Genomic DNA, 20309 nt, shown 5'->3' with positions numbered 1-20309 from the left:
GCCCGGACTCAGGCCCGGAATTCCTCCGGCGCCGCTTCCCGCAGGCCGAATTTCCACTCGATGGCGTCGGCAATGCGCCGGCAGGCCCGACCATCCCCGTAGGGGTTGACCGCATGGGCCATCTGGGCGTAGACCGCCGGGTCCTCCAGCAGGAGACTCCCCAGGCGGTAGACCTCGCCCTCCTCTGTGCCCGCCAGCCGGACGGTGCCGGCTTCGACGGCCTCCGGCCGCTCGGTCTCCCGGCGGAGGACGAGCACCGGCTTGCCCATAGCGGGGGCCTCCTCCTGGAGCCCGCCGGAGTCAGTCATCACCAGATGGCACCGGGCCATCAGGTTGTGCATCTCCTCCACGTCCAGGGGATCGATGAGGTGGATGCGGTCATGGCCGGCGAGGTATTTCCCCGTCGCCTCCCGCACCACCGGGGAGAGGTGGACCGGATAGACCAGCTCCACCTGGGGGTGGTCGTCCACGATGCGCCGCAGGGCGGTCATGATGTGGGCCATGGGCGCTCCGTAGTTCTCCCGGCGGTGGCAGGTCACCAGGACCACCTGCCGCCCGGTATAATCCAGCTCGTTGAGGAGCCCGGTGGAGAAGTGGAAGTCGGGCCGCACGGTGGTGGACATGGCGTCGATGACCGTATTGCCCGTGATGAAGACGCCCTTGGTGATGCCCTCCCGGGCCAGATTCGCCCGGTTGGCCGGGGTGGGACAGAAGTGGAGGTCGGCGATGTCCCCCACCAGAGTGCGGTTCATCTCCTCCGGGAAGGGGGAGTATTTGTCATAGGTCCGCAGCCCCGCCTCCACATGGCCCACCATGACCTGCTGGTAGTAGGCGGCCAGGGCGGCGGAGAAGGTGGTGGAGGTGTCCCCGTGGACCAGCACCAGGTCCGGCCTGGCCTGGGTCAGCACCCCCTCCACACCAGTGAGACACTTGCAGGTGATGGTGGACAGGGTCTGCCGGGGCTCCATGATGTTGAGGTCGTAGTCCGGCGTCAGCCCGAAGATGTGGAGCACCGAGTCCAGCATCTCCCGGTGCTGGGCGGTGACGCAGCACAGGCTCTCCACGCCGGGCCGGCTGGCGAGCTCCCGGACCAGAGGGGCCATTTTGATGGCCTCCGGCCGGGTCCCGAATATGGTCATGACACGGATGGTCTTCACGGCTGATCCTCCTTGTGTTCGGCGTCCTCAGTTTTCTTCTTCTCGTTGTTGCTCAGGAAGATGCGGCCGGACACGGCCCCGGCGGCGCACAGGGCCAACAGCAGCAGCATGGCCTTGAGCTCGCCGCTGGTGGTGAGCACCACGGCGCACAGGCCCAGAATGGCGCTGATGATATAGAGCACCGCCACCGCCTGCTTCTGGTTGAAGCCCATGTCGATGAGCCGGTGGTGGACATGGCTCCGGTCAGGGTGCATGGGGCTCTGCCCGTGGGCGATGCGCCGGATGAAGGCAAAGCAGGTGTCAAAGATGGGCAGGCCCAGCATCAGGAAGGGCACGGCAAAGGAAATGATGGTATAGAACTTGAAAAGTCCCTGGATGGACATGACGGCCAGAATGAACCCCAGGAAGGTGGAGCCGGTGTCCCCCATGAAGATCTTGGCGGGGTTGAGGTTGTAGGGCAGAAAGCCGATGCAGCCGCCGGCCAGAGCGGCCATGACGATGGCCACTGGGGCGTCGGCCACCGCCAGGGAGATGACCAGCATGGTGAGGGCGCTGATGGTGGACACGCCGCAGGCCAGACCGTCCAGACCGTCGATGAGATTGACGGCGTTGGTGATGGCCACGATCCACAGCACGGTGGCGGGATAGGAGAGCCAGCCCAGGTCCCACCAGGGGTTGGGCGAGAGGACGTTGGGGTTGGAGAGGACCTCGATGACGTTCCCGGACAGGACCGCCACCAGGGCGGCCACGATCTGGATGACCAGCTTGAACTTGGCGCCCAGGGCGTAGATGTCGTCAAAGATGCCCAGCACCATGATGATGACGCCCCCCAGCAGCATGCCCCGGAGCTGCGGGGTCATCTCCACATAAAGCAGCACGCTGAGGATAAAGCCGAAAAAGATGGCCAGTCCCCCCATGCGGGGGATGGGGTGGTCGTGCATGCGGCGGTTGTCCTTGGGCACATCCACGGCGCCCACCTTAAAGGCCATATTCTTGACCACCGGCGTGGCAATGAGGGCCACCACCATGGCGGTGACCAGGGCGGCGGCCACCCAGCCCATGGTCTGAAGATCACTGTTCATTGACAAAAATGCTCCTTTTCAGGGATGGAACGGGCCTTAGCGGGCCACGAAGCCCACCTTTTTATAGACCTTGCGCAAGGTCTTGTTGGCCACATAGTCTGCCTTTTCGGCGCCGGCGCGGTAGACCGACTCCAGATAGGTCTTGTCGGTCAGGAGCCGCTGGGCCTCCTCCCGGATGGGGCGCAGGGTCTCCACGATGGCCTCGCCCACGGCGGGCTTGAACTTGCCGTAGCCCTGGCCGTCGAACTCCCGCTCCACCTCCTCATAGGACTTGCCGGTGGCGGCGGCGTAGATCTGGATGAGGTTGGACACGCCGGGCTTTTCCGCAGGGGCATAGCGGACGCACCGCTCGGTGTCGGAGTCGGTGACGGCCCGCTTGAACTTGCGCATGATGTCCTCCGGCTTCTCCATCAGGAAGACGCAGCCCTCGGGCATGGACTTGCTCATCTTGCTCTCCGGGGCATTCAGGCTCATGATGCGGGCCCCCACCTTGGCGATATAGGGCTCAGGCACCTTGAAGACCTCGCCGTAGATGTTGTTGAAGCGGTTGGCGATGTCCCGGCAGATCTCCACATGCTGCTTCTGGTCCTCTCCCACGGGCACGAAGTCCGGCTGGTAGAGCAGGATGTCGGCGGCCATCAGGGCGGGATAGGTGAAGAGACCGGCGTTGATGTTGTCGGCGTGCTTGGCCGACTTGTCCTTGAACTGGGTCATGCGGGAGAGCTCGCCGAACATGGTGTAGCAGTCCAGCACCCAGGCCAGCTGGCTGTGCGCGGGCACATGGGACTGCACGAAGAGCACGCACTTCTCCGGGTCCAGGCCGCAGGCGATATAGCTGGCCAGCTGCTCCAGGGTCCGGCGGCGGAGCATGGCGGGGTCCTGCCGCACCGTGATGGTGTGCAGGTCGGCCAGGAAGAAGTAGCAGTCGAACTCCTCGATCATGGCGGGCCAGTGGCGCAGCGGCCCCAGGTAATTGCCCAGATGCAGGTCGCCGCTGGGCTGGATGCCGGAGATCATGACTTTTTTCTGTGTCGCTTGTTCCATATCATACACCTCAAACAGGATTTTTCCGTCTTTTTCCCGGCGGCGGTCCCCCGGCCTGAGCAGTTCCCCAAAACCGGCCTGACCGCGCCGTACAGCACTTTATATCATACCACATTACCCTTAAAATGACAAGGCCGGAGGACATTTGCATGTCCTCCGGCCTTGTTTTATTGCTCCTGTTGCTCCTGTGGCTCAGGCCCCGTGCCGCCGGGCGGCCTCCAGGGTATTCACCATCAGCATGGCCCGGGTCATGGGGCCCACGCCGCCGGGCACCGGCGTGATGAGAGACGCCTTCTCGGCCACGGCGGGGTAGTCCACATCGCCGCAGAGCTTGCCGGCGTCGTTGCGGTTCATGGCCACGTCGATGACCACCGCCCCCTCCTTCACCATGTCGGCGGTGATGAGGTCCCGCTTCCCCACCGCCGCCACCAGGATGTCGGCCCGGCGGCAGACCGCCCCCAGGTCCTCTGTCCGGGAGTGGCAGACGGTGACGGTGCCGTGGGCGGCCAGGAGCAGCATCGCCATGGGCTTGCCCACGATGTTGGACCGGCCCACCACCACACATTCCTTCCCCTTGGGGTCCACCCCGTACGCCTTGAGCATCTCCATGACGCCGGCGGGGGTACAGGGGGCGAAGCAGGACTGTCCGGTGGACAGACGCCCCACATTGATGGGGTGGAAACCGTCCACGTCCTTGTCCGGGTCGATGGCCAGCAGCACAGCCTCCTCGTCATAGGCCTCCGGCAGGGGGAGCTGGCAGAGGATGCCGTCGATGTCGGACCGGCCGTTGAGGCTCTCGATGATCTCCATGAGGGCGGCCTGGCCGGCATCGGCGGGCAGGGCATACTCCTCGCTGTAAATGCCGCACTCGTCGCAGTCCTTCCGCTTGCTGTTCACATAAGTACGGGAGGCCGGATTGTCCCCCACGATGATGACCGCCAGCCCCGGACGCCGGGACAGGCCCTCCACCTCCCTGGCCACCTCAGCCTTGCATTTGGCTGCCAGCGCCTTTCCGTCAATGACCGTCGCCGCCATACTCGTTCTCCTCCTTTTTGTTGTGTTCCGCCCGGGCGGCCCGCTCCGCCGCCCGGACGCAGTCGACATAGAGCTCCTCGGGCTTGTGCCGCCGCAGGCACAGATGGTAAATCAAAAAGCCCGCCGCCACCAGCGCCGAGGCAAAGCCCAGCAGCTGGGACACCCGGATGGAGGTATGGAAAAAGTACAGGCTGTCGGTGCGCAGGCCCTCAATGAGCCCCCGTCCGAAGCCGTACCACAGGAAATAGCTCCACATGATCTGCCCGTCGAAGCGGCGCTTCCCTTTGAGCACCACCAGGAGGAGGAGCAGAAAGCCCAGCAGGTTCCACAGCGACTCGTAGAGGAAGGTGGGATGGACCTCCATATACTGCCAGGCCCCGTCCACATAGGCATCGATGCCCATGCGCCAGGGCAGGTCGGTGGGGCCGCCATAAGCCTCCACATTCATGAAGTTGCCCCACCGCCCCACACACTGACCGATGAGCAGGCCAAAGGCCCCCAGATCGGCAAAGGCGAGGAAGCTGAGCTTTTTCACCCGGCAGAAGACGATGAGGGTGAGGACGGCGGCAATGACGCCGCCGTAGATGGCCAGGCCGCCGTCCCGGATATCCACCATCCCGAACAGGTCGTAGCTCCCATCCTCCCGCCGGTAGAGGTCCAGATAGAAGATGACGTAGTAGAGCCGCGCCCCGATGATGGCCAGGGGCACGGCGGGAAAGAGCAGGTCGATGACGTCGTCGGACCGGATGCCGAACCGGGGGGCCATCCGGGAGCAGAAGACCACCGCCAGCAGAAAGCCACAGGCGATGATGATTCCATACCAGTAGATGGGCAGGCCGAAGAGCTCCACGGCCACCCGGTCCAGGTGGAACTCCAGCCCCAGGCCGGGAAAGAGGACAGTCCTGGTCATGCCTGCGCCTCCTTGGGAGAGACCACAGAGAGGGCGGCCCGTGCCGGGATCACCCAGCGGGCCAGAAGGGCCTCGGCCTCCTCCCGCTCCACGGAGGAGAGCAGGGGGGCAAAGCGCAGGTAGTCCGTCCCTTCAAAGAAAGCGCCGGCCTGACCCACACAGAGGTTCTCAAACGAGTTGAGGCTGCGGACCTTGCCCCCATAGATCCCCTTCTTGATGCGCGCCCACAGGGCGGGGTCAATGCCCTCCCTGGCGATGCGCCCGGCCTCCTCGGCCACCGCACGGCTCACGGCCTCCGGGTCGGGGGACTCCCCGCCCACGCACAGGAAGGCGCAGCCGGGGTAGCTCTCGTAGCCGTAGGAGTACTCCTTGTTGATGAGTCCCTCCCGGTACATCCGGGCGTACAGGGGCGAAGAGGTGCCCAAAAGGGCCTCCATGGCCAGCTCTCCCACCAGCTCCTGGCGCAGCCCGGCCTCGCCCCGCCGGGGGGCGTCTCCCTTCCAGCCCAGCTGGAACAGGGGGGTGGAGACAGCCATCTTCTTCTCCGTCCGGGGCCGGACCGCCCCCTCGGGCTCGGGCCCTCCGTAGTCCTTTTCCGCGATGGGACCGGGAGTCTTGGGCAGGATGGCCCGGGCGGCGGCGCACACCGCCTCCGCCTCCACCGGTCCGGCCACGCACAGGACCATATTGGCCGGATCGTAGAACGCCTTGTGACAGGCATAGAGGGTCTCGGCGGTGATGTGGGAGATGGACTCCACGCTGCCGGCCACATTCTCCCGCACCGGATGGTGGTGGTACAGGGACTGCACCAGCCCCAGATACACCTCCCAGCCCGGATCGTCCTCATACATGCGGATCTCCTGGCCGATGATCCCCTGTTCCTTGTCCACACTCTCCTGGGTAAACCAGGGCACCGACACGAAGGAGAGGAGGATCTTCAAATTCTCCTCGAACTTCTCGGTGGACTCAAAGTAGTAGCCGGTGATGGCGTTGCTGGTGAAGGCGTTGGGGCTGGCCCCGTTGGCGGCCAGCTCCTGGAGGGCGTTGCCCTCCTTGGTGTCGAACATCTTGTGCTCCAGGAAGTGGGCCACGCCGGCGGGGGTGTCGTGCCACGTCCCATCCAGGCAGAAGCGCATGTCCATACCGCCGTAATTGGTGGCAAAGAAGGCGTAGCCCTTCTGGTGGTCCGGCTTGGGGAAGACAAAGACATTCAGTCCATTTTCCAGCTTTTCGTGGTACATCTGTTCCCCAACCTGGGGAAATTCCAGTTTTTCCATGGTTTTAGTCCTCCTTGCCCTTGAGGAAATAGATGGTGTCCAGCTCCAGCTTCCGGGCGGCGGCGGCCACCTGCTCCCGGGTGACTCCCTCAAGCCCGGCGCACAACTCCTCGATGGTGGTCTCCAGACCGGCGACTGCCTGCCCCAGCCAGAACTCCTCCTGCCGGGCCTGGCTGTCCAGGGTGGTCAGATGTCCGCTGATGAGGGTGCGCCGGGCGCCCTCCAGCTCCCAGTCCTCGATCTCACCACGGCGGACGGCCTCCAGCTGGGCAAGGATCTCGTCCCTGGCGATCTGGTATTTGTCAAATTCGATGCCGGAGGACACCAGCATCAAGCCCTTCATCTTCTCCAGGCCGGAGCTGGCATAATAGCACAGGGATCGCTTCTCCCGCACATTCAGGAAGAGCTTGGAGAGGGTGGTCCCGCCGAAGACGGCGCTGCACATGGCCAGCGCCGGGTAGTCCTTCTCCCAGCAGGTGACGCCGCCGGTGCGGAAGCCCATGGCCAGCTTGCCCTGGGTCACGTCCATGGCCTCCTCCACCACCCTGGGCGCCCCGGAGACGTGGGGGGTGACCCCGCAGCCGGGGCGTGTCCGCCCGGGGTTGACGGGCAGCTTCTCCAGGGCCGCCCGGAAGGCGGCCTCCACCCGCTCGGGCGCGGCGGAACCGCAGTAGTAGAGCTCCACGGCGGCGTTCTTCAGCAGCCACTGATACCGCTCCCACAGGCCCTCCGGCGTGATGGCCCGGGCGCGCTCCTCGTCTCCCAGACGGTCCACGCCGAATGCCTCCGCCCCACACATGATCTGGGTGAGACGGTGCATGGCATAGCTCCGCTTGTCGTTGATCTGACCCCGGATGCGGTCAATGAGGTTGCGCCGCTCCTGGGCGGTATAGTCGCCGCGGAAGGCCCCCTCCTCCGTGCAGGGGTCCAGCAGCAGCTCCCCCAGCAGGGCGGCGGCCCCCTCCAGGATCTTCTCCCCGCCGGGAGCGTAGGCGTCATCCAGGAAGCTGCCCACGAAGCCCACACATTGGGTCTCGCCCTTCTTGCGGACGGCGGGCTCGATGGCCCCGCCATAGAGCTCGTCCAGCGCGGCGGAGAGGGTCTCCAGATCCGGGTGGGTCCGGGTGCCCCGGCGCAGGACATGGGGCAGCAGCGCGTTGGCCGAGGCGGTCTCCGCCGCCAGCGGCGTCAGCAGGGTGACAGAGAGCTGGTTGCTCTTGAATTTATGGGTCTGCACCGCCGTCAAACGGACGCCGGGCATCAATTCTATGCGGGTGACTTGGGTCATGTCTGACCTTCCTTTCCTTGGTGAGGTTTGCAGGCGGACTCCATTATACTATATTTTTCCCGCTTTGGCACCATTAAAACAAAAATCTATCTCTGATGCTGGGCATTTTCCCCAAGGGGGCGGCCTGAAAACGACGGGATTTTCACTTGACAGGCCGCCGAAAATGTTGTATGATACTGCTTGTGTAAAGCTCACGGGCTTTACAAGACGGAACGGAGGTGCCGCAATGAAGAACCAAGCCTACCGGATGGCGATGCTCTATGATTTTTACGGCGACCTGCTCACCGACCGTCAAAAGGAGTTTTACGACCTCTATTACAATGAAGACCTCTCCCTGGCCGAGATCGCCGAAAACTACGGCATCACCCGGCAGGGCGTCCGGGACGTGATCGTCCGGGCGGAGGCATATCTCACCGAGATCGAGGACAAGACCGGCCTCATCCGCCGGTTCCACACCATGCAGGGGCAGCTCCGCCAGGTGGCCGACTGCGTCCAACAGGTCCTGGACCTCAACGACGCCAAGCTGGGCAGCGACGAGCTGGAGCTCCTGGCCGAGCGCATCAAGTCCCTGACCAACACCCTGATTCAGGAGTGACCTATGGCATTTGAAGGACTGACCGAAAAACTCTCCAACGCATTCAAAAAGCTCCGGGGCAAAGGCCGTCTCTCCGAGGCCGACGTCAAGGAGGCCATGAAGGAGATCCGCATGGCCCTCCTGGAGGCCGACGTCAGCTACAAGGTGGTCAAGGAATTTACCAAGACGGTGACCGAACGGGCCATCGGCGCCGACGTACTGGAGAGTCTCACCCCCGCCCAGATGATCGTCAAGATCGTCAACGAGGAGCTCACCGCCCTCATGGGCGGCGAGAGCGCCAAGCTCAATGTCTCCCCCAAGCCGCCCACAGTGGTGATGGTCGTCGGCCTCAACGGCGCCGGCAAGACCACCAACTGCGCCAAGCTGGCCGGCTTCATGAAAAAGCAGAACGGCAAGCGGCCCCTCCTGGCCGCCTGTGATACCTTCCGCCCCGCCGCCATCCATCAGCTGGAGGTGGTAGGCGAGCAGCTGGATATCCCCGTCTTCCAGATGGGGCAGTCCGATCCGGTGGACATCGCCAAGGCCGCCATTGAGCACGCCCGCAAGCACGGCAACGATCTGGTGTTCCTGGATACCGCTGGCCGGCTCCATGTGGACGAGGAGCTGATGGAGCAGCTCAAGGTCATGAAGGCCGCCGTGGACCCCGACGAGATCCTCCTGGTGGTGGATGCCATGATCGGCCAGGACGCGGTAAATGCCGCCAAGGCGTTTGACGAGGCCCTGGACATCACCGGCGTCATGCTCACCAAGCTGGACGGCGACGCCCGGGGCGGCGCGGCCCTCTCCATCAAGGCCGTCACCGGAAAGCCCATCAAATTTGTGGGCGTGGGAGAAAAGCTGGACCAGGTGGAGATCTTCCACCCCGACCGCATGGCCTCCCGCATCCTGGGCATGGGCGACGTGCTCTCCCTCATTGAGAAGGCACAGCAGACCTTCGACATGAAGAAGGCGGCCGAGCTCCAGGAGAAAATGAAGAAAAACCGTCTCACACTGACGGATTTTTATGACCAGCTGGTGCAGTTCAAAAACATGGGCTCCCTCAGCGACCTGGCCGGGATGCTCCCCGGCGTGGACGCCCGGGCCCTGGAGGGCGCCGACCTGGACAAGAGCGCCCTGGGCAAGACCGAGGCCATCATCCTGTCCATGACCCCCGCTGAGCGGGAGAATCCGGCCCTCCTCAACAGCAGCCGGAAAAAGCGCATCGCCGCCGGCAGCGGCACCCAGGTGGTGGACGTCAACCGGTTGCTCAAGCAGTTCGAGCAGATGCAGCAGCTCACCAAGCAGATGGCCGGCATGGCCGGCGGCAAAATGGCCCGGCGTATGGGCCGCCTGGGGAAGTTCAAAGGACTCCCCTTCAGATAAGTTGGTCCGTACCTGCGGGATCTTCCCCGGTACTGCCATATAAGGAATTTTGAAGATTATTTGGAGGTGACGATACATGGTTAAAATCAGACTGCGTCGCATGGGCGCCAAGAAGGCTCCCTTCTATCGCATCGTGGTGGCCGATTCCCGCTATCCCCGTGACGGTCGTTTCATCGAGGAGATCGGTTTCTACAACCCCACCACCAACCCTGTCGAGCTGAAGGTGGACGCGGAGCGTGCCCAGGCTTGGATCAAGACCGGCGCTCAGCCCACTGAGACTGTGAAGGCTCTGCTGAAAAAGGCCGGCGTGTAAGCCGACGGGAGGCGCACATGAAAGAGCTTCTTACCTATGTGGCCCAAAACCTGGTGGAGCACCCGGAGTCCGTTTCGGTCACCGAGACCCAGGAAGACGGCGAGACTCTGCTGGAGCTTCGGGTCGCCCCCGAGGACATGGGCAAGGTCATTGGCCGTCAGGGCCGCATCGCCAAGGAGATCCGTACCCTGATGCGCTCTGTTGCTCAGCGGAAGGGAACCAGGGTCTCCGTCGAGATCGTGGACTGAAACGCGGCGGGATACGTCCCGCCGCGTTGAGCCTGTCGATTTTATCGACAGGCTCTCTCAAAAATGCAAGCATTTTTTCGAAGAGTTGCAGCCTGCTGCGTCGCACTTCGTCGGGACAAAGTCCGCACCGCTCATCCCGGCCTGACGGCCAGGCATCGCTCCGCTTCCTTGTCCCTCCTCTCCCAAACAAAGCTGCTTCGCTGGGCTTTGTTTGGGGTCCCGACTCGCACGCTTGCAGGCTGAGAAGCGTTTTTTACAAGGCACATGTCCTTGGAAAAAACAGATTTTATTTCCTTCCGTCGTCTGCGGACGACGGAACTCTGCGAGACTCTTGCACGAAATTTGAGGTATTTCTGCTTTTTCGACAAGCTGACGCGGCGGGATACGTCCCGCCGCGTTTTTTCTTTACGGGCCGGCAGGCCGGAAAGGACAACGCCATTATGAAAAATAAATTCCTGGAAGCCGGGCAGATCGTCAACACCCACGGCATCCAGGGGGAGGTCAAGATCGTCCCCTGGTGCGATACCCCGGAGTTCCTCTGCTCCTTCCCTACCTTATATATAGACGGCGCCCCCGTGAAGGTCCTGGCCGCCCGGCCCCACAAGGGCAATGTGCTGGCCCGGCTGGAGGGCGTCGCCGATGTGAACGCCGCCATGCGCCTGAAGGGCAGGACCGTCTCCATCGACCGCACCGGGGTGGATCTCCCCGACGGCCGCCACTTCCTGGCCGACCTCATGGGCCTGGAGGTCCGGGACGCCGACACCGGTGCGGTGCTGGGTACCATCCACGACATCCTCACCCCCCCCGCACACGAGGTCTATGTGGTCCGGGGCGGCGGCAAAGAGTACCTGATCCCCGCCGTGGACGCCTTTGTCAAGGAGATCGACGTGGACGGCGGCTTTATCCGGGTCCACCTCATCGAGGGGATGGGCAGCGATGTATAATATTGATATCATGACCCTCTTTGACGAGACCGTAGGCGACATGATGAACGAGTCCATCCTGGGTCGGGCCCAGGAGCGGGACATCCTGCGCATCGAGGCTCACCAGATCCGGGACTACACCCTGAACAAGCAAAAGCAGGTGGATGACTACCCCTACGGCGGCGGCCACGGCGCGGTGATGCAGGCCGACCCCCTTTATCAGTGTTGGAAGCACATCACGGATACCTACGGCCCCGGCCACACCATCTTTCTCTCCCCCGCCGGCAAGACCTTTACCCAGTCCGAAGCCAGACGCCTCCTCCGGGACTACGACCACCTGATCCTGGTGTGCGGCCACTACGAGGGCATCGACGAGCGATTCATCGAGGAGTGCGTGGACGAGGAGCTCTCCATCGGCGATTTCGTCCTCACCGGCGGCGAACTGCCCGCCATGGTGGTGGCCGACGCGGTGGCCCGGATGGTGCCCGGTGTCCTCTCCGACCCGGCCTGCTTTGAGGACGAGAGCCACTGGAACGGCCTATTGGAGTACCCCCAGTACTCCCGGCCCGAGACCTGGCACGGACGCACCGTCCCCCCCATCCTCCGCTCCGGCGACCACAAGAACATCGCCCGCTGGCGGCGGAAGCAGAGCATCCTGCGGACCTGGCGGCGGCGGCCCGACCTCTACCAGAAGCTGTCCTTTACCTCCAAGGAGGACAAAAAGCTCTTCGCCGAGCTCCAGTCTGAGACGCCGGAGCTTCCCCCGCCGGAGGGAAATGAGTGAATCTCTCCGTCCACCTGCCTAAAGTTTTTGTCGACGGCAGCCCCCCTTTTTCCTCAGATCTGCCAAAATTATTTTCCAATTTTTAGTCTTTTCTTGCTGATTTTAGGCCTAAATCCCCTAAATTTTGGTAAATACAAGGGGGCGGAAGACCGGCCTGTCCCCTCTTTTCCGTCCCCTTCGCCCCTGCGGGCGGTCCGATCCCCCGAAAATCGCGGGAAGCCCTGTGGCCCAGGGCTTCCCGCTTGTAACTTTTTGTAATCTTTTGTTTCTTTTCTCCCCCAACAGCGATGGAAAACGACAGGGGAAAATCCCTTGATTTTCAGAAATCCATTCTGAAAGTTTCCAGTTGATTTGACTTTTGCTAAAAATATGGCTATAATCCCACCTGTTCTATGCCATGCAAATGATTACAAAATCAACGGATCTATCCTTCAGGAGGCATTTCCCATGTTCGTTCGATCATCCAGGGGCGGCCGTACCGCCGCCCTGCTGCTCTCCGGTCTGCTGGCCGCCCTCTTCGTCACCGGCTCTGCCAGCCCCCGGACCGTTTACCACATCGTGGACGGCGAGGCCGTCCGCACCATCACCGGCCCCTCAGACGACGCCGAGGGCGCCCTTGCCCTGGCCGGCGTGGCGGTCTCTCCCCGGGACCGGGTCACCGCCGCCCTCCGGGAGGACGGCTCGGTGGCCGTCACCGTGGAGCGCCCGGTCACCACCCACGAGGAACGGGTGGTGGAACTGCTGCCCTACGACACCGTCCGCCAAGCCGACCCCAACCTTCTCCTGGGTGAGGAGCGGGTGGTCCAGGCCGGCGTCCGGGGGACCCTCTCCGCCAGGAGCCGGGTGGTCACTGACCCAGACGGCAGCCAGCGGATCACCGCCCTGGGGACCTATGTCTCCCAGGAGCCGGTGACCGAGGTCGTCTCCTACGGCACCCGGGTAGCCCCCACCCCGCAGTCCTCCCTCAGCGTCACTGACGACGTGCTCACCCACATCGACGCCAACGCCGACGGCGGTGGCACCCTTACCACCGCCTCCGGTGAAACCCTCCCCTACACCCAGGTCCTCCGCTGCAAGGCCACCGCCTACACCACCCAGCGGCAGTCCTGGAAAAAGACGGCCACCGGCACCATCGCCCGGGTGGGCGCCATCGCCGTGGACCCCAGGGTCATCCCCTACGGCACGCGCATGTTCATCGTCTCCGCCGACGGCTCCATCACCTACGGCGTGGCCACCGCAGAGGACTGCGGGGGCAAGATCAAGGGCAACCGCATCGACCTGTTCTTCGACACCTACGAGCAGTGTATCAGCTTCGGAGTCCGGTCCTGCGACGTGTACCTCCTGGCCTGATATCACCTGTTTTGAGTCGGCTTTGCCCAAAGGCATCTGGACTGCCACCGGCAGTCCAGATGCCCTTTCACACTTTTCCCCTGTGGCTTATTTTACGCAGCTCCACTTTTTCGACAGTCTACCTCCCCTCCGTCCGTCGGAGTTGACTTTTCCGATGGCCTATGGTAAAATCTAATTTGAAAAATGAGATTAGGAGATTGTCAGCATGAGTTTCAAAGTCATCGTGGACAGTTGCTGTGACCTGACCCCCTCCCTGCTGCGGGAAGACGATTTTCTCAGCGTGCCCCTGTCGATCCGTGTGGGCAGCCAGCTCTTTGTGGACGACGCCGGTCTGGACCGGGCGGAGCTGCTGTGGCGGATGAAGGAGTGCGAGACTGCGCCCCAGACCGCCTGCCCCTCCCCCGCCCAATACCTGGACGCCTTTGACTGCGGCGCTGACGACCTCTATGTGATTACGCTCTCCGCGCTGCTCTCCGGCTCCCACAACAGCGCCCAGCAGGCCCGGCAGATCTGGCTGGAAGAGCACCCCGACGCCCACATCCACATCTTCAACTCCTGTTCCGCCTCCGCCGGCGAGGTCCTGCTGGCCTTAAAGGTGCGGGAGCTGGCCGCCGCCGGTCTTCCCTTCCACGAGGTGGTCACCCAGGCCACCGCCTTCTGCGGCGGGATGAACACCCTTTTCGTGCTGGAGACCCTGGAAAACCTGCGTAAAAATGGCCGTCTCACCGGGCTCCAGTCGGTGGTCACCGCCGCGCTGCGCATCAAGCTCCTCATGGGGTCCACCCCTCAGGGCGAGATCTGCAAGCGGGGGCAGGCCATGAGCATGAAGCAGGCCCTGGGCAAGATGGTGGAACTCATGGCCAAGGACCCCGGCCATGCGGGAAAGCTGCTGGTCCTCTCTCACTGCAACTGCCTGGAGCGGGCCTTCCAGCTCCGGGAGATGGTCCAGAAGGAGTGCGGCTTCTCCCAGGTCTTCATCTGCGAGACCGGCGGTATCAGCACCGTTTACGCCAACGACGGCGGTATTGTGGCCGCCTATTGAGCGCACTCAAGCATGGATAAAATGCCGTTCCCTTTTTGGCCCTTCGGGCAGGAAAGGAACGGCATTTTTCTCATTGTACCCTCCATGACGCTGTGCTATAATACACCTGCCCCACCCGGCCCTGCTTTCCGGGCTGTGGGACAGGGGGCTCCTGGGGACCCAGGGACCGCCGCACACATGAACGGAGACTTGACTATGATCGACTTTCGGGAACCTGAGATCGAAGATAAGGCGTGGGTGGAGTCCTGCTTCCGCGCCTCGGGGAACCAGGGCTGTGAGTACAGCTTCTCGACCCTGTTTTTATGGAGCGGCACCTATCGCCAGCAGGTCGCCGCCATGGAGGGCTATGTGTTGGAGCGCGTGCAGGGCAGTCGGGGCGCCGGCTACCTCTTCCCCGCCGGCAGCGGACCTCTCTCCCCCGTGCTGACCGCCCTGGAGGAGGACGCTCGGGACCGGGGCGAGCCCTGCCGCTTCTTCTGTGTCACCCCGGAGCAGGCCCGCCTTTTGGAGACCCTGCGCCCGGGCCAATACCGGCTGGAGCCCGACCGGGACGGCTGGGATTACCTCTACGACGTGGACCGTCTGGCCGACCTGCCCGGCAAAAAGCTCCACGGCAAACGCAACCACATCCGCCGCTTCCAGGACGCCTGCCCCAACTGGCAGACAGAGGAGATCACAATGGACAACCTGGCGGACTGCGCCGCCATGGATCTGGAGTGGAACCGCCTCTACCGCACCGAAAACGGCGATGCGGAGCGGGAGGCCCGGACCAGGCTGGACGAGCGCCACGCCATGTCCAAGGCCTTCGCCTTCTATGACCGCCTGGGCCTGTTCGGACTGCTGCTCCGGTCCCAGGGCAGGGTGGTGGCCTTCACCATGGGCAGTCTCATCAACGGCGAGACCGTGGACGTCCACTTTGAAAAGGCATACAGCGATATCCAGGGCGCCTATCCCATCATCAACCGGGAATTTGCCCGCTGGGTCCGGACCCACCACCCCGATGTGCGGTGGCTCAACCGGGAGGACGACATGGGCCTGGAGGGCCTGCGCCGCTCCAAACTTTCCTATTACCCCGACCGGATGGTGGAAAAATCCCTGGCCGTCCAGGTATAAAATCAAAAAATATGGCTCTCCGGCCATCTGGGCCGGAGAGCCATATTTTTTGCGTTATAATGCGTCATGCGTTTTTTGCGCCCCGGAAAAATGCCTCCGCCTCCCGGTAGTCCGGGACGGAGGCGGCGGCCCCCGCCCGGCCCACCGCCAGGGCGCTGGCCGCGGTAGCCAGCCCCAGCGTCTCCTCCAGCGGCCTGCCCTCCATGGCCCCCCGGAGGAAATAGCCGGTGAAGGTGTCCCCGGCGGCGGTGGTATCCACCACCGGCACCCGCCGGGCCGGCATCCATACCCGCTCCTCCCCCAGCGCAGCCAGCGCCCCCTGGGCTCCCAGGGTCAGGACCAGGGTGGTGTCCGGGCAGCGCCGGGTGAGCACCCGCGCCATCTCCTCCGGGTCCTCCGTCCCCGCCAGGAAGGCCCCCTCCACCTCGTTGACCAGCAGCCAGGTGAGCCGTTCCAGCGGCAGGTCGTTCAGCCGCCCGTTGGCGGGGGCGGCATTCAGCGCCACCCGCAGCCCCCGCTCCGCCGCACGGGCCAGCAGGTAGCCCACACAGCTGGTCTCGTTCTGGAGGAGCAGCACGTCCCCCGGGCCGAAGCAGGACAGCACCTCGTCTGCAAAGGGCTCTGTGATCTGGGCGTTGGCCCCATCATGGAGCAGGATGCAGTTTTGCCCCTTGGGGTCCACCTGGATGATGGCATGGCCGCTGCTCCCCTCCACCTGGCGGACAAAGCGGGTATCCACACCGGCAGCGTCCAGCCGCTCCTTGAGAAAGCTCCCCTTTGGGCCGATGCAGCCGGCGTGCCAGGTCTCCACCCCGGCCCGGGCCAGGGCTACCGACTGGTTGAGCCCCTTTCCTCCGCAGTTGACCCGGAGCGACGCCGCGCTCATGGTCTCCCCCGGCTGGACAAAGTGGTCCACCTGATAGACATAGTCGATGTTCAGTGAGCCGAAATTCAGCACCCGCATGTTTACCCGCTCCTCTCCGGCATCCGCCGGACGGGGCGGACGCGCATGGGTTTTCCTGCCCCCATTATACCAGATTTTCGGCCCAGTGGAAGCCCCTGCGGAGGGTGGTCCTGTTGGCGTGGACTATGCGGCCGGGGAAGTGCCCCTCCCCCGCTTCCTCCCGCTGACCTGCGTCCACGCCGCCAGGAGCCGGAATGCCTCCGGCGAGAGGAGGAGCAGGGCAGCCAGATTGGGCAGCGCCATCATGCCGTTGCAGATGTCAGCCGCCTGCCACACCGCTCCCACCTCACTGACGCTCCCCACCACCACAAAGAGGAGGAAGCAGAGCCGGTAAAGCCCCGTCCAACGGCGGGTGCCGGTGAGGAAGCTGAGGCTGCGCTCTCCGTAGTAGCTCCACCCCAGCAGCGAGGAGAAGGCAAACAGGAGCAGACACACCGCTACAAAGGGCCCGCCCCATTTCCCCAGCACCGTGGAGAAGGCGGCCGCCGACAGGGAGGCCCCCACCATGGCGTCCTCCACCCGCCCTGCCTCCAGGGCCCGGAGGGCGGTGTCCGGATCGTAGACCCCGGAGGTCAGGATGGCCAGCGCGGTCACCGTGCAGACCAGTCCGGTGGCCACAAAGACCTCGAACATCCCCCACATTCCCTCCTCCCCCGGGTGGTCCACATCGGCGGCGGCATGGGCCATGGCGGAGGAGCCCAGCCCGGCCTCGTTGGTAAAGACCCCCCGGGCCACCCCATACCGCATGGCCGCCGCCATGGAGTAACCCAGTCCCCCGCCGGCGGCGGCCTTCGGCGTAAAGGCTCCGGCGAAGATGGCGGAGAGGGCCTGGGGCAGGGCGGCGGCGTGGCACAGGATCACCGCGCTCCCCCCGGCCAGAAAGAGGAGGGCCATGGCGGGGACCAGCCGCTCGCTGACCCGCCCGATGCGGCCAATGCCTCCCAGGATGACCCCGCCGGTGAGGAGGGCGACCATTACCCCCACCGTCAGCCGATCCCATCCAAAGGCGTGCTCCAGCGCGGCGGCGATGGAGTTGGCCTGGACCATGTCCCCGCCCCCAATGGAGGCGACAACACAGAAGAAGGCAAATACCAGGGCCAGGGGCCGGAGCCCCAGACCCTGGGTCATGTACTCCATGGGTCCCCCCTCCCAGCCGCCCTCCCTGCTCCGGCGGCGATAGCGGACGGCGAGGATCTTTTCCACACAGCCTGTCATCATGCCCAAAAAGGCTGAGACCCACATCCAGAAGACCGCGCCGGGTCCGCCGTAAAAGATGGCGGTGGCCACCCCGGCGATGCTCCCTGTGCCGATGGTGGAGGCCAGGGCGGTGGAGAGGGCCTGGAGCTGGGTGAGCCCCCCACACCCGCTCCGCTTACCAGGCCGCAGCAGGGCCCCCGCCGCCGTCCCCAGCCAGCGCCGCAAACCGAAGATCTGAAAGAATCCTGTGCCCACCGAGCACCACAGGCCCACCAGCAGAAAGCCCGCCAGTAGCCACGGGTCCCAGATCCCATCCCCCAGCCGCTCCAAAATATCCACATGCCCGCCCCCCTTCTCCCAAGGGGTATGCAAGTATGGCAGGAAACATGCCCTTGCCCCATCCCCACGGGCGCACCCCGCCTATTTTCCCGTTCCCGACAAGAATTAAAGAAAAGTTCATCATTTCTCTACCCCTCTTTAGGAACTATGTGGTAAGCTATGGAGCAGAGAAAAAACAAGGAGCGCATCGGCATGAAAAAGCACACCTGGTTCCTCACCCTTCTGACCACTCTTTTTTTCCTCTCCCTGGGGGCCGTCCTTCTATGGAAAACCGGCTTCTTCCAGGCAGTCACCTCCCTGGAGAGCCTTCAAACCTATATTCAGGCATTCTCCCCCTATTCCCACCTGGTCTTTTTCCTTCTCCAGCTCTTCTCGGTCATCATCGCCCCCATCCCCAGCAACATCACCGCCATGGCCGGCGCCCTTCTCTTTGGCACGGTCCCAGCCTTTCTCCTCACCTGGGCGGCGGTGGTGCTGGGCGCCGCCGTGGTCTTTCAGCTGGCCCGCCGGCTGGGCGGCGCCTTCGCTGACCGCTTCGTCAGCCGCGCCCTTTCTGACCGCTATCTGGACGTCATCCGCCGGAAGCGGGACGTCTTCCTGGCCATGGCCTTCCTCTTTCCCTTCTTCCCGGACGACATCCTGTGCATCCTGGCGGGACTCACCGAGATCCCCTTCTCCCGCTTTCTGGTGCTGGTGGGGCTCTTCCGGCCCTGGGGACTTCTGGTAGCCAGCGCCGTAGGCGGCTCTGTGGTGGCCATCCCCACCTGGGCCATGATCCTTCTGGGGCTGGGCGGTCTGGCCCTTTTCCTCCTGGGACTCAAATATGGAGACCGTGTGGAGGAGGCCCTTCTCCACCGACTGGGAAAAGATTGAAAAACGGTGCCCAGCCCCGACGGCACAAGCCGTCGGGGCTGGGCGTTTACGAAATGAGGGGTAAGGTCACTTCCGGCAGCAGCCGGGCAGGTCGGGTTTGCAGCTCTCGCCGCAGCCCATAGTGTTGGGCGGGAAAAACTCGTTGACCGGGAACTTCACCTGGCGGAAGAGCTCGCAGGGGTCCTCCTCGCCGCAGGAGCCGCAGGCGCACTCCTTCTCCGGCATACAGTAGTCGTACACCGGCATGAGGAGCTGGGTATCCCGCTCCAGGCGGATGATGGAGAACTGGCCCAGGGTGACATAGACCCGCTTGCCCTCGCTGCCGAAGTTCAGATCGCTGCCGAAGCAGGAGCAGACGCAGGGCGGGATCTCGGTCAGCTCGCAGTCGCAGCAGCGGCACTCGCACACGTCCACCAGCTTCATACTCAGGACGATGGGGTCCACCGCCTCCACCACGGCGGAGGGCAGGCCGCTCTTGCGCAGCTCCTGCTCATCCAGCCCGCCGCAGCAGACCTGGGAGCTGAAGGTCTTGGCTCCGCCCTCGCTGCCGAAGAGGATGACCCGCTTATCGAAGACACACAGGCCGCTGATCTCCACCGGTCGGGCGGCGCCCACAAAGGCGTCGGCGGTGACCCGGTAGAAGTAGCGGACATCCACAGTGTAAAAGCCCCGGTTGAAGCCCACAGGCTCCACGTCGATGTAGACATGCAGCAGCTCGGCGCTGCCCGGCTTGATGCTCACCGCGCGGTCAATGGCGCATTGAGAGCTCTGGGTGGGGTAAAGGCGGAGATCTTCGATACAGTCTTTATCGGAAGATATAGCACTTTATAAACTAGAGACAAAACGCGCCCCGGGATCTCTCCCGGGGCGCGCGCTTACTCATTCGCTGTGCTTTTTGTCTTCCGTCAAATCGTCCCCTGCGGCATCCACGGCGGCCTGGCCGGCCTTGAGGAGCTTGGTGAGCCATGTGGGGACCTTGGCCCCCATGGTCACGGCATTTTCCGCGATGGAGCCCAGCTCGGTGATGCAGTACCAGACCAGTACCATGGGACAGACCAGGCCCCGATAGGCCACGGGGAGCTGGATCACCGGCAGGTTGGTGAGGATCAGGGCAAGGAGCATATCGGCGCCGGCGGCCACAATGACCACCACCACCATGCCCGCCTTGTGCCAGATCCCGGCCCGGGCCTCTTTGGAGGACCACTGGCCGTCCTTGGCAGCGGCGGCAGAGCCGGTGATATAGTCCAGCAGCATGAGCCCCACCCAGCCGACCACCAGCCAGCCAAACCAGCCCCAGAGGGCGGTGAGGGCCCCCAGGAGGGCGGTGACAGCCGCCTTCCACGCATTGATCTTGTCCATACATGCACCTCCTCAAATCGTGGCCGCCCACTTGATGAGCAGCGCCTTGACGTT

General features: G+C 63.8%; 21 protein-coding genes. 10 read left to right on the top strand and 11 right to left on the bottom strand.

Going from position 1 to position 20309, the window contains the following annotated elements; all coding sequences use genetic code 11:
• Positions 1-8 precede the first annotated feature (8 nt).
• From wecB to Q0Y09_RS01190, 7 genes are all read right to left on the bottom strand, one after another.
• Positions 9-1157, bottom strand: coding sequence for a non-hydrolyzing UDP-N-acetylglucosamine 2-epimerase (wecB, locus tag Q0Y09_RS01220; protein ID WP_297716566.1), 1149 nt, complete (start codon positions 1155-1157; stop codon positions 9-11).
• Entirely contained in the window at positions 1154-2239 is a 1086-nt protein-coding gene (locus Q0Y09_RS01215) for an MraY family glycosyltransferase (RefSeq protein WP_297716564.1), read from the bottom strand. The genes wecB and Q0Y09_RS01215 overlap by 4 nt, the downstream gene beginning before the upstream one ends.
• A 36-nt stretch (positions 2240-2275) precedes the next feature.
• Positions 2276-3283 (bottom strand): tryptophan--tRNA ligase, encoded by a 1008-nt coding sequence (gene trpS, locus Q0Y09_RS01210; protein ID WP_297716561.1) that lies wholly within the window; start codon positions 3281-3283, stop codon positions 2276-2278.
• A 192-nt stretch (positions 3284-3475) separates the two neighbouring features.
• Positions 3476-4318, bottom strand: coding sequence for a bifunctional methylenetetrahydrofolate dehydrogenase/methenyltetrahydrofolate cyclohydrolase FolD (gene folD / locus Q0Y09_RS01205; protein WP_297716559.1), 843 nt, complete (start codon positions 4316-4318; stop codon positions 3476-3478).
• Positions 4299-5228, bottom strand: coding sequence for a prolipoprotein diacylglyceryl transferase (gene lgt / locus Q0Y09_RS01200; RefSeq protein WP_297716557.1), 930 nt, complete (start codon positions 5226-5228; stop codon positions 4299-4301). The genes folD and lgt overlap by 20 nt, the downstream gene beginning before the upstream one ends.
• Positions 5225-6505, bottom strand: coding sequence for a pitrilysin family protein (locus tag Q0Y09_RS01195; RefSeq protein ID WP_297716555.1), 1281 nt, complete (start codon positions 6503-6505; stop codon positions 5225-5227). The genes lgt and Q0Y09_RS01195 overlap by 4 nt, the downstream gene beginning before the upstream one ends.
• Positions 6506-6509: 4 nt before the next feature.
• Entirely contained in the window at positions 6510-7793 is a 1284-nt protein-coding gene (locus Q0Y09_RS01190) for an insulinase family protein (RefSeq protein WP_297716553.1), read from the bottom strand.
• A 226-nt stretch (positions 7794-8019) separates the two neighbouring features.
• Between Q0Y09_RS01190 and ylxM the strand changes: the two genes are divergently transcribed.
• The 9 genes from ylxM (at position 8020) to Q0Y09_RS01145 (ending at position 15523) form a co-directional block, all read left to right on the top strand.
• A complete protein-coding gene (ylxM, locus tag Q0Y09_RS01185; RefSeq protein WP_297716551.1) occupies positions 8020-8388 on the top strand; it encodes a YlxM family DNA-binding protein in 369 nt (122 codons plus the stop codon).
• Between the two features lie 3 nt (positions 8389-8391).
• Positions 8392-9750, top strand: a complete 1359-nt coding sequence (gene ffh, locus Q0Y09_RS01180; RefSeq protein WP_297716549.1) for a signal recognition particle protein — start codon at positions 8392-8394, stop codon at positions 9748-9750.
• 76 nt (positions 9751-9826) lie between these two features.
• Positions 9827-10063, top strand: coding sequence for a 30S ribosomal protein S16 (rpsP, locus tag Q0Y09_RS01175; RefSeq protein WP_297716547.1), 237 nt, complete (start codon positions 9827-9829; stop codon positions 10061-10063).
• A 17-nt stretch (positions 10064-10080) separates the two neighbouring features.
• Positions 10081-10311, top strand: a complete 231-nt coding sequence (locus Q0Y09_RS01170) for a KH domain-containing protein (protein ID WP_297716545.1) — start codon at positions 10081-10083, stop codon at positions 10309-10311.
• 440 nt (positions 10312-10751) lie between these two features.
• Positions 10752-11255, top strand: a complete 504-nt coding sequence (gene rimM, locus Q0Y09_RS01165) for a ribosome maturation factor RimM (protein ID WP_297716543.1) — start codon at positions 10752-10754, stop codon at positions 11253-11255.
• A complete protein-coding gene (gene trmD / locus Q0Y09_RS01160) occupies positions 11248-12018 on the top strand; it encodes a tRNA (guanosine(37)-N1)-methyltransferase TrmD (RefSeq protein ID WP_297716541.1) in 771 nt (256 codons plus the stop codon). The genes rimM and trmD overlap by 8 nt, the downstream gene beginning before the upstream one ends.
• 447 nt (positions 12019-12465) lie before the next feature.
• Positions 12466-13368: a G5 and 3D domain-containing protein gene (locus Q0Y09_RS01155; RefSeq protein WP_297716540.1), complete on the top strand. Its 903-nt coding sequence runs from the start codon at positions 12466-12468 to the stop codon at positions 13366-13368.
• Between the two features lie 205 nt (positions 13369-13573).
• The gene (locus tag Q0Y09_RS01150) at positions 13574-14410 is read left to right on the top strand and encodes a DegV family protein (protein WP_297716539.1); all 837 of its coding nucleotides are present in this window, start codon (positions 13574-13576) and stop codon (positions 14408-14410) included.
• A 195-nt stretch (positions 14411-14605) separates the two neighbouring features.
• A complete protein-coding gene (locus tag Q0Y09_RS01145; RefSeq protein ID WP_297716538.1) occupies positions 14606-15523 on the top strand; it encodes a phosphatidylglycerol lysyltransferase domain-containing protein in 918 nt (305 codons plus the stop codon).
• A gap of 64 nt (positions 15524-15587) precedes the next feature.
• Here the strand turns inward: Q0Y09_RS01145 and Q0Y09_RS01140 are convergent, their stop codons facing one another.
• A complete protein-coding gene (locus Q0Y09_RS01140) occupies positions 15588-16487 on the bottom strand; it encodes a ribokinase (protein WP_297716537.1) in 900 nt (299 codons plus the stop codon).
• Between the two features lie 123 nt (positions 16488-16610).
• Entirely contained in the window at positions 16611-18023 is a 1413-nt protein-coding gene (locus tag Q0Y09_RS01135; protein ID WP_297716536.1) for a sodium:alanine symporter family protein, read from the bottom strand.
• A 159-nt stretch (positions 18024-18182) separates the two neighbouring features.
• Between Q0Y09_RS01135 and Q0Y09_RS01130 the strand changes: the two genes are divergently transcribed.
• Positions 18183-18896, top strand: a complete 714-nt coding sequence (locus Q0Y09_RS01130) for a VTT domain-containing protein (RefSeq protein WP_297716535.1) — start codon at positions 18183-18185, stop codon at positions 18894-18896.
• A gap of 66 nt (positions 18897-18962) precedes the next feature.
• Here the strand turns inward: Q0Y09_RS01130 and Q0Y09_RS01125 are convergent, their stop codons facing one another.
• The gene (locus Q0Y09_RS01125; RefSeq protein WP_297716534.1) at positions 18963-19637 is read right to left on the bottom strand and encodes a hypothetical protein; all 675 of its coding nucleotides are present in this window, start codon (positions 19635-19637) and stop codon (positions 18963-18965) included.
• A gap of 138 nt (positions 19638-19775) precedes the next feature.
• Positions 19776-20255, bottom strand: coding sequence for a holin family protein (locus Q0Y09_RS01120; protein ID WP_297716533.1), 480 nt, complete (start codon positions 20253-20255; stop codon positions 19776-19778).
• Positions 20256-20309: the final 54 nt, after the last annotated feature.

The organism is Intestinimonas sp., assembly GCF_026169115.1.
In the GTDB taxonomy this organism is placed as follows: Bacteria; Bacillota; Clostridia; order Oscillospirales; family Oscillospiraceae; genus Intestinimonas.
The sequence above is the reverse complement of the archived record's forward strand: the minus strand, read 5'-3'. Positions and strand labels throughout refer to the sequence as shown.

Excerpts from the sequence above, each read along its gene's own strand:
- rpsP (WP_297716547.1), top strand. The coding sequence starts at position 9,827 with ATGGTTAAAATCAGACTGCGTCGCATGGGCGCCAAGAAGGCTCCCTTC.
- Q0Y09_RS01195 (WP_297716555.1), bottom strand. The coding sequence starts at position 6,505 with ATGGAAAAACTGGAATTTCCCCAGGTTGGGGAACAGATGTACCACGAA.
- folD (WP_297716559.1), bottom strand. The coding sequence starts at position 4,318 with ATGGCGGCGACGGTCATTGACGGAAAGGCGCTGGCAGCCAAATGCAAG.
- trmD (WP_297716541.1), top strand. The coding sequence starts at position 11,248 with ATGTATAATATTGATATCATGACCCTCTTTGACGAGACCGTAGGCGAC.
- Q0Y09_RS01140 (WP_297716537.1), bottom strand. The coding sequence starts at position 16,487 with ATGCGGGTGCTGAATTTCGGCTCACTGAACATCGACTATGTCTATCAG.
- lgt (WP_297716557.1), bottom strand. The coding sequence starts at position 5,228 with ATGACCAGGACTGTCCTCTTTCCCGGCCTGGGGCTGGAGTTCCACCTG.
- Q0Y09_RS01215 (WP_297716564.1), bottom strand. The coding sequence starts at position 2,239 with ATGAACAGTGATCTTCAGACCATGGGCTGGGTGGCCGCCGCCCTGGTC.
- Q0Y09_RS01130 (WP_297716535.1), top strand. The coding sequence starts at position 18,183 with ATGGAGCAGAGAAAAAACAAGGAGCGCATCGGCATGAAAAAGCACACC.
- ylxM (WP_297716551.1), top strand. The coding sequence starts at position 8,020 with ATGAAGAACCAAGCCTACCGGATGGCGATGCTCTATGATTTTTACGGC.
- Q0Y09_RS01170 (WP_297716545.1), top strand. The coding sequence starts at position 10,081 with ATGAAAGAGCTTCTTACCTATGTGGCCCAAAACCTGGTGGAGCACCCG.
- ffh (WP_297716549.1), top strand. The coding sequence starts at position 8,392 with ATGGCATTTGAAGGACTGACCGAAAAACTCTCCAACGCATTCAAAAAG.
- rimM (WP_297716543.1), top strand. The coding sequence starts at position 10,752 with ATGAAAAATAAATTCCTGGAAGCCGGGCAGATCGTCAACACCCACGGC.
- Q0Y09_RS01150 (WP_297716539.1), top strand. The coding sequence starts at position 13,574 with ATGAGTTTCAAAGTCATCGTGGACAGTTGCTGTGACCTGACCCCCTCC.
- Q0Y09_RS01145 (WP_297716538.1), top strand. The coding sequence starts at position 14,606 with ATGATCGACTTTCGGGAACCTGAGATCGAAGATAAGGCGTGGGTGGAG.
- Q0Y09_RS01155 (WP_297716540.1), top strand. The coding sequence starts at position 12,466 with ATGTTCGTTCGATCATCCAGGGGCGGCCGTACCGCCGCCCTGCTGCTC.
- Q0Y09_RS01190 (WP_297716553.1), bottom strand. The coding sequence starts at position 7,793 with ATGACCCAAGTCACCCGCATAGAATTGATGCCCGGCGTCCGTTTGACG.
- Q0Y09_RS01120 (WP_297716533.1), bottom strand. The coding sequence starts at position 20,255 with ATGGACAAGATCAATGCGTGGAAGGCGGCTGTCACCGCCCTCCTGGGG.
- trpS (WP_297716561.1), bottom strand. The coding sequence starts at position 3,283 with ATGGAACAAGCGACACAGAAAAAAGTCATGATCTCCGGCATCCAGCCC.